This window comes from Bradyrhizobium sp. SSBR45G (assembly GCF_030159255.1).
In the GTDB taxonomy this organism is placed as follows: domain Bacteria; phylum Pseudomonadota; class Alphaproteobacteria; order Rhizobiales; family Xanthobacteraceae; genus Bradyrhizobium.
This window is the reverse complement of record NZ_BSCT01000004.1, coordinates 48,830-63,471: the sequence shown is the minus strand read 5'-3', so window position 1 is coordinate 63,471 and position 14,642 is coordinate 48,830. Positions and strand designations below refer to the sequence as shown.

23 protein-coding genes are annotated in these 14,642 nt (G+C 64.5%); all 23 read right to left on the bottom strand.

Annotation, left to right across the window (positions count from 1 at the left end; translation table 11 throughout):
* Positions 1 to 19: 19 nt before the first annotated feature.
* A complete protein-coding gene (locus tag QQL87_RS06855) occupies positions 20 to 808 on the bottom strand; it encodes an ABC transporter ATP-binding protein (protein WP_284423144.1) in 789 nt (262 codons plus the stop codon).
* Positions 809 to 1,708, bottom strand: coding sequence for an ABC transporter permease (locus tag QQL87_RS06850; RefSeq protein ID WP_284423143.1), 900 nt, complete (start codon positions 1,706 to 1,708; stop codon positions 809 to 811).
* A 178-nt stretch (positions 1,709 to 1,886) separates the two neighbouring features.
* The gene (locus QQL87_RS06845; RefSeq protein WP_284423142.1) at positions 1,887 to 2,942 is read right to left on the bottom strand and encodes an ABC transporter substrate-binding protein; all 1,056 of its coding nucleotides are present in this window, start codon (positions 2,940 to 2,942) and stop codon (positions 1,887 to 1,889) included.
* A 243-nt stretch (positions 2,943 to 3,185) separates the two neighbouring features.
* Positions 3,186 to 3,407, bottom strand: coding sequence for a hypothetical protein (locus QQL87_RS06840; RefSeq protein WP_284423149.1), 222 nt, complete (start codon positions 3,405 to 3,407; stop codon positions 3,186 to 3,188).
* Positions 3,408 to 3,428: 21 nt separating this feature from the next.
* Complete coding sequence (locus tag QQL87_RS06835) at positions 3,429 to 3,725, bottom strand: DUF1330 domain-containing protein (RefSeq protein ID WP_284423141.1); 297 nt, start codon at positions 3,723 to 3,725, stop codon at positions 3,429 to 3,431.
* An 8-nt stretch (positions 3,726 to 3,733) separates the two neighbouring features.
* Positions 3,734 to 4,528, bottom strand: coding sequence for an SDR family NAD(P)-dependent oxidoreductase (locus QQL87_RS06830; protein ID WP_284423140.1), 795 nt, complete (start codon positions 4,526 to 4,528; stop codon positions 3,734 to 3,736).
* Positions 4,529 to 4,795: 267 nt separating this feature from the next.
* The gene (rplQ, locus tag QQL87_RS06825) at positions 4,796 to 5,209 is read right to left on the bottom strand and encodes a 50S ribosomal protein L17 (RefSeq protein ID WP_284423139.1); all 414 of its coding nucleotides are present in this window, start codon (positions 5,207 to 5,209) and stop codon (positions 4,796 to 4,798) included.
* A 168-nt stretch (positions 5,210 to 5,377) separates the two neighbouring features.
* Entirely contained in the window at positions 5,378 to 6,409 is a 1,032-nt protein-coding gene (locus tag QQL87_RS06820) for a DNA-directed RNA polymerase subunit alpha (protein WP_284423138.1), read from the bottom strand.
* Between the two features lie 112 nt (positions 6,410 to 6,521).
* A complete protein-coding gene (gene rpsK / locus QQL87_RS06815; protein WP_006611861.1) occupies positions 6,522 to 6,911 on the bottom strand; it encodes a 30S ribosomal protein S11 in 390 nt (129 codons plus the stop codon).
* 128 nt (positions 6,912 to 7,039) lie between these two features.
* Positions 7,040 to 7,408 carry a 30S ribosomal protein S13 gene (gene rpsM / locus QQL87_RS06810; protein WP_284423137.1) on the bottom strand — a complete coding sequence of 123 codons (369 nt, stop codon included), beginning with the start codon at positions 7,406 to 7,408 and terminating at the stop codon, positions 7,040 to 7,042.
* A 195-nt stretch (positions 7,409 to 7,603) separates the two neighbouring features.
* On the bottom strand, positions 7,604 to 8,446 hold the full coding sequence (locus QQL87_RS06805) for an adenylate kinase (protein ID WP_284423136.1): 843 nt from the start codon (positions 8,444 to 8,446) through the stop codon (positions 7,604 to 7,606).
* 88 nt (positions 8,447 to 8,534) lie between these two features.
* Positions 8,535 to 9,866: a preprotein translocase subunit SecY gene (gene secY, locus QQL87_RS06800; RefSeq protein WP_284423135.1), complete on the bottom strand. Its 1,332-nt coding sequence runs from the start codon at positions 9,864 to 9,866 to the stop codon at positions 8,535 to 8,537.
* Positions 9,867 to 10,023: 157 nt separating this feature from the next.
* Positions 10,024 to 10,509 carry a 50S ribosomal protein L15 gene (gene rplO, locus QQL87_RS06795; RefSeq protein ID WP_284423134.1) on the bottom strand — a complete coding sequence of 162 codons (486 nt, stop codon included), beginning with the start codon at positions 10,507 to 10,509 and terminating at the stop codon, positions 10,024 to 10,026.
* A gap of 11 nt (positions 10,510 to 10,520) precedes the next feature.
* Positions 10,521 to 10,712: a 50S ribosomal protein L30 gene (gene rpmD, locus QQL87_RS06790; protein WP_006611856.1), complete on the bottom strand. Its 192-nt coding sequence runs from the start codon at positions 10,710 to 10,712 to the stop codon at positions 10,521 to 10,523.
* 45 nt (positions 10,713 to 10,757) lie between these two features.
* Positions 10,758 to 11,330 (bottom strand): 30S ribosomal protein S5, encoded by a 573-nt coding sequence (gene rpsE, locus QQL87_RS06785; protein WP_006611855.1) that lies wholly within the window; start codon positions 11,328 to 11,330, stop codon positions 10,758 to 10,760.
* 48 nt (positions 11,331 to 11,378) lie between these two features.
* A complete protein-coding gene (gene rplR, locus QQL87_RS06780) occupies positions 11,379 to 11,741 on the bottom strand; it encodes a 50S ribosomal protein L18 (protein ID WP_008963474.1) in 363 nt (120 codons plus the stop codon).
* 11 nt (positions 11,742 to 11,752) lie between these two features.
* The gene (rplF, locus tag QQL87_RS06775; RefSeq protein ID WP_284423133.1) at positions 11,753 to 12,286 is read right to left on the bottom strand and encodes a 50S ribosomal protein L6; all 534 of its coding nucleotides are present in this window, start codon (positions 12,284 to 12,286) and stop codon (positions 11,753 to 11,755) included.
* 13 nt (positions 12,287 to 12,299) lie between these two features.
* Positions 12,300 to 12,698: a 30S ribosomal protein S8 gene (gene rpsH, locus QQL87_RS06770; RefSeq protein ID WP_172108072.1), complete on the bottom strand. Its 399-nt coding sequence runs from the start codon at positions 12,696 to 12,698 to the stop codon at positions 12,300 to 12,302.
* 13 nt (positions 12,699 to 12,711) lie between these two features.
* Entirely contained in the window at positions 12,712 to 13,017 is a 306-nt protein-coding gene (rpsN, locus tag QQL87_RS06765; protein ID WP_015667609.1) for a 30S ribosomal protein S14, read from the bottom strand.
* 43 nt (positions 13,018 to 13,060) lie between these two features.
* Positions 13,061 to 13,618, bottom strand: coding sequence for a 50S ribosomal protein L5 (gene rplE, locus QQL87_RS06760; protein WP_284423132.1), 558 nt, complete (start codon positions 13,616 to 13,618; stop codon positions 13,061 to 13,063).
* Entirely contained in the window at positions 13,611 to 13,925 is a 315-nt protein-coding gene (gene rplX, locus QQL87_RS06755; RefSeq protein ID WP_284423131.1) for a 50S ribosomal protein L24, read from the bottom strand. The genes rplE and rplX overlap by 8 nt, the downstream gene beginning before the upstream one ends.
* On the bottom strand, positions 13,925 to 14,293 hold the full coding sequence (gene rplN / locus QQL87_RS06750; protein WP_006611848.1) for a 50S ribosomal protein L14: 369 nt from the start codon (positions 14,291 to 14,293) through the stop codon (positions 13,925 to 13,927). The genes rplX and rplN overlap by 1 nt, the downstream gene beginning before the upstream one ends.
* A gap of 100 nt (positions 14,294 to 14,393) precedes the next feature.
* Positions 14,394 to 14,642, bottom strand: coding sequence for a 30S ribosomal protein S17 (rpsQ, locus tag QQL87_RS06745; protein WP_006611847.1), 249 nt, complete (start codon positions 14,640 to 14,642; stop codon positions 14,394 to 14,396).

Sequence of the window (14,642 nt, the reverse complement as noted above, 5' to 3'; positions counted from 1 at the left end):
TTCCTCCCGGTTGTTTCGTTCACAGGCCCGACTGCTCGGCGAAGGCCTTGTCGACCTCGGCGGCGAGCAGCTCGGTGAAATAGTCGCGATATTCGTGATAGCGCGGTGAGCGTGTCGGGCGCGGCCGCGGCAGGTCGATCGGCACGATCGCCTTGACCCGGCCCGGCCGCGCCGTGAACACGATGACGCGGTCGGCGAGGCTGATGGCCTCGTCGATCGAATGGGTCACGAGCAGCACCGAGGCGCGGCTGTCCTGCCAGATCTGCAGCAGGAAATCCTGCAGCTTGGCGCGGGTCTGGACGTCGAGCGCGGCGAACGGCTCGTCCATCATCAGCACGCGCGGCTGCATCACCAGGGCGCGGGCGAACGCTGCGCGCTGGCGCATGCCGCCGGACAATTCGTCCGGCTTCTTGTCGAGCGCGTCGCCGAGCCCGACGCGGCGCAGGATCTCCCGCGCCTTCTCGCGCCGCCGCTCCGGCAGCTCGGCGCGGATCGCAAGGCCGAAGGCGACGTTGTCCAGGATGGTGAGCCAGGGAAACAGCGAGGCCTCCTGGAAGATCAGCCCGCGCTCCGGCGACGGACCGGAGATCGCGAGGCCATCATCCTCGATGACGCCGTTGCTCACGCTCTCGAGCCCCGCGATCATGTAGAGCAGCGAGGACTTGCCGCAGCCGGAGGGGCCGAGCAGCACGACGAACTCGCCCGGCGCGACATCGAAGGAGAGATCATCGATCGCGCGCAGCGGCGGGCGGCCCTCGACGTCCCAGGTCTTGCCGACGTTGCGGATCGATACGGCGGGACGCGCCATCTAGAGCCCTCCCCGTTGTGGCGCGACCCACCACAGCATGCGGCGCTGGATCTGGCGCAGGCCCCAGTCGCTGAGGAAGCCGAGCGCGCCGATCACCGCCATGGTGAAGAACACCAGCTTGGCGTTGAAGGTCGCGCGCGCCATCGAAATGATCTGGCCGAGCCCGGTGCCAACACCGACGGTCTCGGCGATCAGCACCACCATCCAGGCGCCGAAGAGGTTGAGCCGCAAAGTCATGAACAGGCTCGGCAGGATCGCCGGCAGGATGACGCGCCAGAACAGCTGCGTCTGCGTCGCGCCCATGATGCGGGCGACATGGATGTAGTTGACCGGCACGCTCTCGATCTGCGCCGAGGTCGACAGCACGATGGTGAAGAACACCGTGATGAAGACGAGGAAGATCGCCGGCACGTCGCCGATGCCGAACACGAAGATCGCGACCGGCAGCCAGGCCACCGGCGAGATCGGCGCCAGCAACAGCACCGTCGGCATCAGGAGATTGCGCAGCCAGCGGATGTAGTGCAGCGCGGCGCCGACGGCGACGCCACTGACGAAGCCGAGCGCGAGCCCGGTGAAGACGCGGAACACGGTCCAGAACATCGTGATCCCAAGCGCGCCGACGCCGCCGCCCGAGGCGACCGAGCCGACGCGGTTGGAGCGGTCGAAGAATATCAGCGTCCCCGGAATGTCCTGCAGGAACAGATGCGGCGGCGGCAGCAGCAGCGGGTTGATCTTGCCGACATACCACAGCGCCTCCCAGATCAGCGCAAACAGGCCGATCGAAAGCGCAGCCCAGCCGAACGCCGCGATGCGCCGCCGCGCCTTGCGCCAATTGCGCGCAGTCGCTGCAGGCGACACAGTGCCCGACACTGACGAGGCGACAGCGGTCTCAATGGCCATGGACTGATATCCGCGAGGCGGTGTTGTTTCGTTGATTGTCACGCGCGGCCATCCTTCGAGACGCCCGCCTCCGGCGGGCTCCTCAGGATGAGGACTTTGCTCTTGGCGGGAGTCCAGATCCTCATGGTGAGGAGCGTCGCGTTTGCGACGCGTCTCGAACCATGAGGCCCGTCCAGCGTCACGCTGATTTCAGCTTGAGCCCGTCATACAGCGCCTTGTTGTCGGCGATCACGGCCTCCAGCAGCGACCAGTCGAAGGCCCCCTGGTCGGGCAGCTTCTTGACGTAGCCGAGCTCCTTCATCGAGGCGCCGCGATCGATGATAAACTGGGTCTGGCTGCGCTGGTCGACCACGATTGGCTGCTTGGAGGAGGCATCGATGGCCGCCTCCATCGAGGTCTTGTAGTACTTGCCGACGGTGTCCTTGAGCGCGGCCGCCTTGTCGGCCTCGGCCTGGCTCTGTGCCACCATCAGCGCCTTGATCACGGCCTTCACGGCGGCCGGGTTCTTCTCGATCAGCGGCACGCGCGCGGCCAGCACGCAGTCCGAATAGCCCTTGCCGTAGATGTCGGTGCCATCCGACAGCACGGTCGCGCCCTTGCGCTGCTGCACGCATTGCGTGGCATAGGGCTCGATGTGGCAGATCGCGTCGAGCGCGCCGGCCATGAAGGCCTGGGCGAGCTCCGGCGAGGTGTCGAGATATTTGATGTCGACGTCCTTGAACGACAGCCCGGCCTTCTTCAGGTAGTCGTAGGGCAGCACCTCGAGCGTATCGGCCTGGAACGTGCCGAACGTCTTGCCCTTGAGGTCGGCGGCCGATTTGATGCCCTCCTTGGCGACGATGATGCAGCCCTGTACGCCGCCGCCGGCAACGATTTTCACCGGTGCGCCGGCATCGTAGAGCGTCATGAAGTTGGAGTACGGGATCATCGAGATGTCGACGAGGCCGGCGCCGAACATCGTGGTGATCTCGGTGTTCGACGGCGTCACCACGAATTCGAGCTCGACGCCATCGGCGACGGTGAGGTTGCGTTCCTTGGCGAGGAAGATGCCCATATTGCAGAAGCCGGAGCCATGCGTCGCCTTGATGGTCGTCGCGGCCATGGCCGGCGTCGGCGTCAGCAGCGTGGCGAGATGGGCGGGAACGGCAACGGTGGCGGCCGCGGCGGCCACCGAGGACTTGATGAAATTGCGGCGAGAGAAGCTGCGATAGAAGGTTCCGTCACGATCACACATGCGAGTCTCCATCCATGACGACGGGATGGACCCCATGAGGGTGACGAGCTGACAGCTCCATCGACGGCGGGCGCGATCTCAACATCGTCCCACCGACCCAACGGGGATCCCGACGATGGGCACGCCAACCCATGAGAGCGAAGCTCTGCGCTGGACTGAACTACGCAAGCCGTGTGCCAAGGGGCGCATGTTGAACTGTCAGCGGAATTTGTTGTTGTGCGGCGCAAGGTCCGCCGCGCTCGCTCAATCAGGCATCAGCCTGCCCATGGGTGCAGCATCATGACGTAACCGGCGGCGTCGCATGCTTGGTTGCGGCACCCGCCTCGGCCTTCGCCACAAACCCTTGGTCAGCGCGACCGCGGCCGCGCCGACCACCAGCCCACCGGCGACGAACAGCACCCGCCGCTGCCACCGCGCCGAGGTCAGCTTGAGCCAACGCTTGCGGCGGGGTGTGATTTTCAACATGGGCGCGGCACGGTCCGAACTTTACGCAGGTGCAACACCCTCGACGAAAATCAGCCGGCGGTCCAGCGCCGTCCGGCGCTCGCCCAGGGCTTCGGCGTATTCGGGCGACGCATACCATTCGCGAAGCCGCGCCATCGACGGGAACTCGACGATGATGAGGGTCTTCGGCGGCGGCCCACCTTCGATCGTCTCGGCGGGGCCGCCGCGGACGAGATAGCGCCCGCCATATTGCGCGATCGAGCGCGCCGCACGGGTGCGGTACCGCTCCATCGCCTCGGCGTCGCGCACCTCGACTTCGGAGATGACGTAAGCCGCCATGGCCGGGCTCAGGCGATGGTGTCGATGATGCCGCCCTCGACCCGCAGCGCGGCGCCGTTGGTGGCCGACGCCTCCTTGGACGCCACGTAGACGACCATGTTGGCGATCTCCTCGACGCTGGCGAAGCGCTGCAGCAGCGAGGCGGGCCGGTGCTGTCTGACGAAGGAGGATGCCGCCTCCTCCTCCGACTGGCCGTTCTGGCGCGCCAGATCCTTGACGAAGGTCTGGACCCCTTCCGACATCGTCGGCCCCGGCAGCACGGCATTGACGGTGACGCCGGTGCCGCGGGTCAGCTTGGCAAGCCCGCGCGACACCGCAAGCTGGGCGGTCTTGGTCGTGCCGTAGTGGATCATCTCGGTCGGGATGCTCAGCGCCGACTCCGAGGAGATGAAGATGATGCGGCCCCAGTTGCGCTTCAGCATGCCCTGCATGTAGGCGCGCGCCATGCGGACGCCGGACATGACGTTGACCTCGAACAGGCGGCTCCAGTCCTCGTCGGGAATGTCGAAGAAGTCCTTCGGCTCGAAGATGCCGGCATTGTTGACGAGGATGTCGACCTCGGGGATCGCCGTGACAACAGCGTTGCCGCCGTCGACCTGGGCGACGTCGCCGGCGATGCCGCGCAGCTTGGCTGCGGGGACCGACTGCCTCAGCCGCGCGACGGCGTCATCGACGCGGGCTTGATTGCGGCCGTTCAGGACGACCTCCGCGCCGGACGCGGCGAGTCCCTTGGCGATAGCAAAGCCGATCCCGGCCGTGGAACCCGTGACGAGTGCGGTCTTTCCCGAGAGGTCGATGTGCATGGGCAGCTCTCCGTTGTGCTGAAGCAACGGATGTGGGGCGTCCTCCTCACGACGCAAACGCGCTGCACGCAGATCTGATCTTTTTGGCTTTCGGGGCCAGGGCTGACCGGCGCGCCCGAGACCCGGCGCCTGGATGAACGAAGCGATATCGGGGTCATAGGAGCCGCGCGGTTGAACCCGGATATCGGTTCGCTCATCCGGGCTACGATCCCCGAACGAAAACGGCGCCCGAAGGCGCCGCTTTGCAAAACCTGATCGGATCGTCGCTTACGCGGCCTCCGAGGTCTCCTGCACCGGGCCGGAATCCTGGCCCTTGGCATCGACGTCGCGATCGACGAACTCGATCACGGCCATCGCGGCGTTGTCGCCGTAGCGGAAGCCGGCCTTGATGATGCGGGTGTAGCCGCCGTTGCGGTCCTTGTAGCGGGGCGCCAGGACGTCGAACAGCTTCTTGACCTGGTCGACGTCACGCATCTCGGAGATGGCCTGACGGCGCAGCGCCAGTCCGCCCTTCTTGCCGAGGGTGACGAGCTTCTCGACGATCGGCCGCAGCTCCTTGGCCTTCGGCAGCGTGGTGACGATCTGCTCGTGCTTGATCAGCGCTGCGCACATGTTGGCGAACATCGCCTTGCGATGCTCGGCGGTGCGGTTGAGCTTCCGATGAACCTTGCCGTGACGCATAGTTTTAGTCCTTCATTTCAATCTGCCGCGACGGTTCGTCGGACATTTGCTCAGGTGGGCTGCCTGCGTTCGCCCAGAATGGCGAGTAGCGAATTGCGAATAGCGAATGGTGTGGTCCCCAATTCGCTCTCCCTACTCGCTATTCGCTATTCGCCACTCCCTATTCGCTCAGTAATGATCCTCGAAGCGCTTGGCCAGCTCGTCGATGTTCTCCGGCGGCCAACCCGGCACTTCCATGCCGAGATGCAGACCCATCTGGGCCAGCACTTCCTTGATCTCGTTCAGCGACTTGCGGCCGAAGTTCGGGGTGCGAAGCATCTCCGCTTCCGACTTCTGCACGAGGTCGCCGATGTAGACGATGTTGTCGTTCTTCAGGCAGTTCGCCGAACGCACCGACAGCTCGAGCTCGTCCACCTTCTTGAGGAAGGCCGGGTTGAAGGCGAGGTCCGGGATGATCTCCTGGGCGACTTCCTTGCGCGGCTCTTCGAAGTTGACGAACACGTTGAGCTGATCCTGCAGGATGCGGGCGGCGTAGGCCACCGCGTCCTCCGGCGAGATCGCGCCGTTGGTCTCGATCGTCATGGTCAGCTTGTCGTAGTCGAGGATCTGGCCCTCACGGGTGTTCTCGACCTTGTAGGAGACCTTGCGGACCGGCGAGAACAGGCTGTCGATCGGGATCAGGCCGATCGGCGCGTCCTCGGGGCGGTTGCGCTCGGCCGGCACGTAGCCCTTGCCGGTCGCGACCGTGAACTCCATGCGGATCTCGGCGCCCTCGTCGAGGGTGCAGAGCTGCAGGTCGGGATTGAGGACGACGATATCGCCGACGGTCTGGATGTCACCAGCCATCACTGCGCCCGGGCCCTGCTTCTTCACGACCATCCGCTTCGGGCCTTCGCCCTGCATCTTGATCGCGATGTCCTTGATGTTCAGCACGATGTCCGTGACGTCCTCACGAACGCCAGCGATCGAGGAGAACTCGTGCAGCACGCCGTCGATGTGCACCGACTGCACGGCTGCGCCCTGCAGCGACGACAGCAGGATGCGACGCAGCGCATTGCCCAGCGTCTGGCCGAATCCGCGCTCCAGCGGCTCGGCGACCACGGTGGCGAAACGGGTCGCGTCGGAACCCGGCGTGACCTGGAGCTTGTTCGGCCGAATCAATTCTTGCCAATTTTTCTGGATCGTCACTGTTTCACCCATGGGCCAGTCCATCGCGGCGACTGACTGGCGTTGGAGAACCGCGCATCGGATCGCGGCAATCGAAATGGTTCAAAAGCAAGACGAGGCGGACATGCTGTCCGCCTCTTTCACATCAGACGCGCCGGCGCTTGCGCGGACGGCAACCATTGTGCGGGATCGTCGTCACATCGCGGATCGAGGTGACGGTGAAGCCCGCAGCCTGCAGCGCACGGAGCGCCGATTCGCGGCCAGAGCCAGGGCCGGCAACCTCGACCTCGAGGGTGCGCATGCCGTGTTCCTGGGCCTTCTTGGACACGTCCTCCGCCGCAACCTGCGCGGCATACGGGGTCGACTTGCGCGATCCCTTGAAACCCATCGTTCCGGCCGACGACCAGGCAATGGTGTTGCCCTGCGCATCGGTGATGGTGATGGTGGTGTTGTTGAACGACGAATTCACGTGCGCCACACCAGAGGCAATGTTCTTGCGCTCACGACGGCGGACACGTGCGGCTTCCTTGGCCATATAAGTACCTTTCTCGAGATCTCAACGCCGCCGTAATGCCAGCGGCTACACCAAAAGAGCGAATGGTAAATAGCGAGTAGCGAATAGGGATCACCCCTACCCGCCACTCGCTATTTGCAACTCGCCAATTACTTCTTCTTGCCGGCAATCGCCTTGGCCGGGCCCTTGCGCGTGCGCGCATTGGTGTGGGTCCGCTGACCGCGCACCGGCAGGCCGCGGCGATGACGCAGGCCGCGATAGCAGCCGAGATCCATCAGGCGCTTGATGTTGATGCCGGTCTCACGGCGGAGGTCGCCCTCGACGACGTAGTCACGGTCGATGACTTCGCGGATCTGCAGGACCTCCTGGTCGCTCAGCTGATTGACGCGACGATCCTCGGCGATCTTCACCTTGTCCAGGATCTCACCCGCGATCTTCGGGCCGATGCCATGAATGTACTGGAGCGCGATCAGGACGCGCTTGTTGGTCGGGATGTTGACACCGGCAATACGGGCCACGGACTTCTCTCCTGTCGCCGATCCCAGGACGGACCGGCCTTCATTCTCGCTATCTCGGGCAGGTGTCCGCAAACGCGAACAAGACGCCCACCCCTCGATTCGTGGGGCCCGGCATCTTTCGAAAACTATCCGACTTGGATGCGGGCTTATTAATGGATTCACACGGCGGTCGTCAACCGCTCCTAGAAGATTCGATCACCTCGTTGCACGCTTTTTTGCAGCCTTTGCAGAGGTTTTCCGGGTTCCCTTCGCGGTCTTCACGGCCGCCTTGGATGCCTTCTTTGGAGCCTTCTTGACGGCCTTGGCCGGCTTTTTGGCCGCTTTGCCAGCCTTTTTGGTGGGAGCAGCAGCTTTCGGGGCTTTCTTCGCGGCCTTTTTGGCCGCTTTCGCCGGCGCCTTGGCGCTGCGCTTGGCTGGGCTCGCCTTCTTGGCTGCCCGGCTGCCGCCGCTCTTGCCGACGGCGGCCAGGATTCGTCCGATCTCGGCGGTGACCTGCTCGATCGACATCATGCCGTCGACGGTCGCCAGCATGCGGTGGTCGGAATAATAGTGGATCAATGGCTCAGTCTGGTCGCGATAGCTGGCCAGCCGCTTGGTCAGGACCTCGGGCGTATCATCCGCCCGGACCGCCTCGCCACGCGCCCGCATCTCTGCCGCCCGGCGCTCGACGCGCTCCAGCAGCACGCCTTCGTTGACCCGGAGCTCGATCACCGCGTCCAGATTCATCTGCTTCTGCTTGAGCAGCGCATCCAGCGCCTCAGCCTGGGGCACCGTGCGCGGGAAGCCGTCGAGGATGAAGCCATTGGCCGCATCCGGCTGCTCGATCCGGTCAGCGATGATGCCGACCACCACCTCGTCCGGCACCAGGCCGCCGGCGGCCATGATGTCCTTGGCCTTCAGCCCGATCGGCGTCTGCGCGGCCACGGCGGCGCGCAGCATGTCGCCGGTCGACAGCTGCACGATACCGTGCTGCTGCACCAGGCGCTGGGCCTGTGTTCCCTTGCCCGATCCGGGCGGTCCCAGAAGAATGAGTCTCATCGAAATTTCGCCCCCCGGCACACGGTGAGCGACCCTCCCGCACACCTTGTTCTTGGCTTTTTGGTTCCCGGGCCGCGATCCGCCGCTGTCAGCGGCGGCGCCCCCGCAACTTCGACTTCCTGATCAGCCCCTCATACTGATGGGCGAGCAGATAACCCTGAACCTGCGCCACGGTATCCATCGTTACGCTGACCACGATCAGAAGCGAAGTGCCACCAAAGTAGAACGGGACGGAAGCGTAGGAAATCAGAATTTCCGGGATCAGACAGACGATCGCCAGATAGATGGCGCCGAGCACGGTGATCCGGGACAGCACGTAATCGATATATTCCGCGGTGCGCTCGCCGGGCCGGATGCCCGGGATGAAGCCGCCATGCTTCTTCAGGTTGTCCGCCGTCTCGGTCGGATTGAACACGATCGCGGTGTAGAAGAAGGCGAAGAACAGGATCAGCGCCAGATAGAGCACCAGAAACAGCGGCCGGCCGTGGCCGAGCTGAGTGGTGATCCACTGGAACCACTCCGGTCCCTTGCCGGCGTTGAAGTTGGCGACCGTGGTCGGCAGCAGCAGCAGCGACGAGGCGAAGATTGGCGGGATCACACCCGAAGTGTTCAGCTTCAGCGGCAGATGCGAGGACTGGCCCTCGAACATCTTGTTGCCGACCTGGCGCTTCGGATACTGGATCAGGAGCCGGCGCTGGGCGCGCTCCATGAACACGATGAAGGCGATCACGGCGACCGCCATCACGATGACGACCAGGATCAGGCCGGTCGACAGCGCGCCCTGGCGGCCCAGCTCGAGCATGTTGGCGAGCGCCGACGGCAGCTCGGCCACGATGCCCGACAGGATGATCAGCGAGATGCCGTTGCCGATGCCGCGCGAGGTGATCTGCTCGCCCAGCCACATCAGGAACATGGTGCCGCCGGTCAACGTGATCGCGGTCGAGAGGCGGAAGAACAGGCCGGGATCGGCAACCACGTTGCCGGCGCCTTCGAGACCGACGGCGATGCCGTAGGACTGCACGGCAGCCAGGATCACGGTGAGATAGCGGGTGTACTGGTTCAGCATCTTGCGGCCCGACTCGCCCTCCTTCTTGAGAGCTTCGAGCTGGGGCGAGACGGTGGTGAGCAGCTGGATGATGATCGATGCCGAGATGTACGGCATGATGTTCAGCGCGAAGATCGCCATGCGGTGGATGCCGCCGCCGGCGAACATGTTGAACATGCCGAGGATGCCGCCGGCCTGGGTCCGGAACACCTGCTCCCAGATGTTGGGATCGATGCCGGGCAGCGGAATATAGGTGCCGAGGCGGTAGACCAGCAGCGCACCGAGGGTGAACCAGATGCGCTTCTTGAGCTCATCGGCCTTCGCAAACGCGCCGAAATTGAGGTTTGCCGCGAGTTGTTCCGCTGCTGAGGCCATGTCTAGCTTTCTCCCGTCGCCCCTCTTGACCGCATCAGCCCCGCGAGGGCTCGCGGGGCTTGGGCAGACGTTGGGATATTATCTGGTGCGCAGGCGCATTCTGTCCATCGCCCTGCCCGCTCAGGCTGACGCCTGTGGCGGGGCGATGACGCAGAAGTTACGCGGCTTCGCCTTCATCCTTGGCGGGCGCCAGGATCTTGACGGTGCCGCCGGCCTTCTCGACCGCCGCGATCGCCGACTTCGAGGCGCCATACACCTCGATGTTGATCTTGGCCTTGAGCTCGCCGCGGCCGAGCAGGCGCACGCCGTCCTTAGGCCGCCGCAGGGCACCCGACTTCACCAGGGCCTCGGCGTTGATCACGCTGCCGGCATCGAGCTTCTTGGCATCGATCGCCTCCTGGATCCGGTCGAGATTGATCTCGACGAAATCGAGCGCGAAGATGTTGTTGAAGCCGCGCTTCGGCAGACGGCGATGCATCGGCATCTGACCGCCTTCGAAGCCCTTGATGCGCACGCCGGAGCGCGCGGTCTGGCCCTTGCCGCCACGGCCCGAGGTCTTGCCCTTGCCGGAGCCGATGCCGCGGCCGACGCGCATGCGCTTCTTGCGCGCGCCGGCGTTGTCGGCGATATCGCTGAGCTTCATCGCCCTTCTCCTTACTTCTCGTCAACGATGCGGACGAGATGATGAACCTTGGTGATCATACCGCGAACCGCCGGCGTATCCGGCAGCTCGGTCACCCGGCCGATCTTGTTGAGCTTCAACCCGATCAGCGTCTCGCGCTGCGAGTGATGCCGGCGGATCGGGCTGCCGATCTGCTCGATCTTGATCGTCTTGGCGCTAGCCATCGTCTTCACTCCGAGTTGCGCCATCCGCGGGACGGCGCGCGTTCGTTAGTCGGCGGCTGCTTCGGCATCGCCACCGACGCGGCGGGCCTGCAGGGTCGACACCTTGATGTTGCGGCGGGCGGCCACCGAGCGCGGGCTATCCTGGTGCTTCAGCGCGTTGAAGGTCGCGCGCACCATGTTGTACGGGTTCGACGAGCCGATCGACTTCGCCACCACGTCCTGGATGCCGAGCGTCTCGAACACGGCGCGCATCGGGCCGCCGGCGATGATGCCGGTACCGGCCGGAGCCGCGCGCAGATAGACGCGTCCCGCACCGTGACGACCGAAGATGTCGTGGTGCAGGGTCCGGCCCTCGCGCAGCGCGACGCGGGTCAGGTTCCGCTTGGCGGAGTCAGTTGCCTTGCGGATCGCCTCCGGCACTTCGCGCGCCTTGCCGTGGCCGAAACCGACCCGGCCCTTCTGATCGCCGATCACGACGAGCGCCGCAAAGCCGAAGCGCTTACCGCCCTTCACGACCTTCGCGACTCGGTTGATGTGGACGAGCTTGTCGACGAACTCGCTGTCGCGCTCCTCGCGCTCCTTGCGATCGCGACCGCCTCGTTCCCGTTCACCTGCCATGGTGCTATCCAATCTTCTGTGGGGCTCTCGCGCCCAAATCCGTTGATGTTAGAAGCTCAGCCCGCTCTCGCGCGCCGCGTCGGCCAGCGCCTTGACGCGCCCGTGATAGAGATAGCCGCCGCGATCGAACACGACTTCCTTGATCCCCGCCTTCACCGCGCGCTCGGCGAGCAGCTTGCCCACCGCCTTGGCCGCATCGATGTCGGCACCGGTGTTGCCGGCCGCGCGCATCTCCTTCTCCATCGACGATGCAGAAGCGAGCGTCTCGCCCTTCTGATCGTCGATGACCTGAGCGTAGATGTGCTTCGACGAACGGAACACAGACAGACGCGGACGGCCGCCGGCGGAGCGGCGCAGCGACAGCCTCACACGCTGCTTGCGCCGGGCATTCGTAACCTTGGCTCTCGACATGTCCGGCTCCGTTACTTCTTCTTGCCTTCCTTGCGGAAGATGAATTCACCCGCGTACTTCACACCCTTGCCCTTGTAGGGCTCCGGCGGCCGGTAGGCGCGGATTTCGGCGGCCACCTGGCCGACGCGCTGCGAGTCGATGCCGGTCACCGTGATCTCGGTCGGCTTCGGCACCGCGATCGTGATCCCCTCCGGGATCTGGTAGACGACATCGTGGCTGTAGCCGAGCGCGAGCTGCAGGTTCTTGCCCTGCATCGCGGCGCGGTAGCCGACGCCGGTGATCTCGAGCTTCTTCTCGAAACCCTTGGTGACGCCTTCGACCAGATTCGCGATCTGGGCGCGAGCGGTGCCGTAGAGCGAGCGGGCGCGCTTGGTCTCGGCGCGCGGGGCAACCTTGACCTGGCCGTTCTCGAACTTCACCTCGACGTCGTCATGGACGAGGAACTGAAGCTGGCCCTTCGGGCCCTTCATCTTGACGGTCTGGCCGTCGACGGTCGCCGTCACACCGGACGGCACCGTCACAGGCTTCTTGCCAATTCGTGACATTGCTCAATCCTTCTTAGAACACCGTGAAGAGAACTTCACCGCCGACATTCGCGTCACGCGCGCTATGGTCGGCCATGATTCCCTTCGGCGTCGACAAAACAGAAATTCCGAGCCCGTTGTTCACGCGCGGCAGGTTCTTCACCGAGGTGTAGACGCGCCGGCCGGGCTTGGAGACGCGCTCGATCTCGCGGATCACGGGCTCGCCGTCGAAATATTTCAGCTCGATCTCGATCTCGCTGCGGCCCGACGGATGCTCCACCGTGGCGTAGCCGCGGATGTAGCCTTCGGACTTCAGCACTTCGAGCACGCTGGCGCGCATCTTCGAGCCCGGAGTCGAGACCTTCGACTTCGAGCGCATCTGCGCGTTGCGGATGCGGGTGATCAGATCGCTGATGGGATCGTGCGTTGACATTGTGCGACCCTCCTTACCAGCTCGACTTCACGAGGCCCGGAACCAGGCCCTTCGAGCCCAGCTCGCGCAGCGCGATGCGGCTCAGCTTGTTCTTGCGGTAGTTCGACCGCGGCCGGCCCGTCAGCTCGCAACGGTTGCGGATGCGGGTGGCCGACGAGTTGCGCGGCATTTCGGCCAGCTTCAGGGTAGCGGCGAAGCGCTCCTCCATCGGCTTGGTCTTGTCGGCGATGATCGCCTTCAACCGCGCGCGCTTCGGAGCGGCGTTCTTCGACATCCGCTTGCGCCGGTTGTTCTTCTCGATTGAACTCTTCTTTGCCATGCTTGGCTCCTGGGTATCCGCGTTTGAGAAGCTGTTCAGCGTCTCACTGCCGGAACGGGAAATTGAATGCGGTCAGAAGGGCACGGGCCTCGTCGTCGGTCGTCGCGGTGGTGCACACCGTGATGTCCATGCCCCAGCTCTCCCCGGCCTTGTCGAAGTCGATCTCAGGGAAAATGATGTGCTCCTTGATGCCGAGCGAGTAGTTGCCGCGGCCGTCGAAGCTCTTCGGGTTCAGGCCGCGGAAGTCGCGGACGCGCGGCAGCGCGACGTTGATCAGGCGGTCGATGAACTCGTACATCTTGGTCTTGCGCAAGGTGACCTTGCAGCCGATCGGCTGGTTCTCGCGCAGCTTGAAGGTCGCGATGGCGACGCGCGAATAGGTCACGACGGCCTTCTGGCCGGCGATCAGCGACAGGTCTGCCGCCGCCGTCTCCGCCTTCTTGCGGTCGTTGACGGCCTCGCCGATGCCCATGTTGAGCACGACCTTGTCGAGCCGCGGCACCTGCATGACGTTGGCGTAGCCGAACTTCTCGGTCAGCGCGCTCTTGATCGTGCGGTCGTATTCCGTGCGGAGGCGCGGAGTGTAAGCAGTCTCAGCCATCGATCTCAGCTCCCGAGCTCTTGGCAACGCGGACCTTCTTGCCGTCCGCCTGAATCTTGAATCCGATGCGCGTCGGCTTGCCGTCCTTGCCGACATAAGCGACGTTCGACAGCTGGATCGGCGCTTCCTTGGTGATGATGCCGCCCTCCTGGTTCTGCGTCTGCTTCTGGTGACGCTTCACCAGGTTGATGCCACGCACCAGCGCCGTCCCTGCGTCGGGACGCACCTCGAACACCTCGCCGGTGCGACCCTTGTCGCGGCCGGTCAGGACGATCACCTTGTCGCCCTTGCGGATCTTGGCAGCCATCACAGCACCTCCGGGGCCAGCGAAATGATCTTCATGTGGTTCTTGGCGCGCAGCTCGCGCGGCACCGGCCCGAAGATACGGGTGCCGACAGGCTCCGACTGGTTGTTGATCAGGACGGCCGCGTTGCGGTCGAAGCGGATCACCGAGCCGTCGGCGCGGCGGATGTCCTTGCGGACGCGCACCACGACGGCCTTCATGACGTCGCCCTTCTTCACCTTGCCACGCGGAATGGCTTCCTTGATCGACACCACAATGATGTCGCCGACGGTGGCATAGCGGCGCTTCGAGCCGCCCAGCACCTTGATACACATGACACGGCGTGCGCCGGAATTATCGGCCACGTCGAGGTTGGTCTGCATCTGAATCATTGATGCACCTCGTCCTCTTCATCTGCTGCGCAGGAAAGCTGCGCCTTGTTTGATCCCGAAAGCGAAACCGGCCCCTTCAAGAAGGGCCGCGTTGCGCGCCTCAGGCGGTTTTCTTGTGCTCGCCCCGGACCACGGTCCAGCGCTTCAGCTTCGAGATCGGCTTGCTCTCCTCGATCCACACCATGTCGCCCGGCTTGAACTCGTTGCTCTCGTCGTGGGCGTGGTAGTTCTTCGAGCGGCGGATGGTCTTCTTGTAGATCGGGTGGGTGAAGCGCCGGTCGACGCGCACGACCACGGTCTTGGCCTGCTTGTCGCTGACGACCACGCCCTGGAGGGTCCGTTTCGGCAT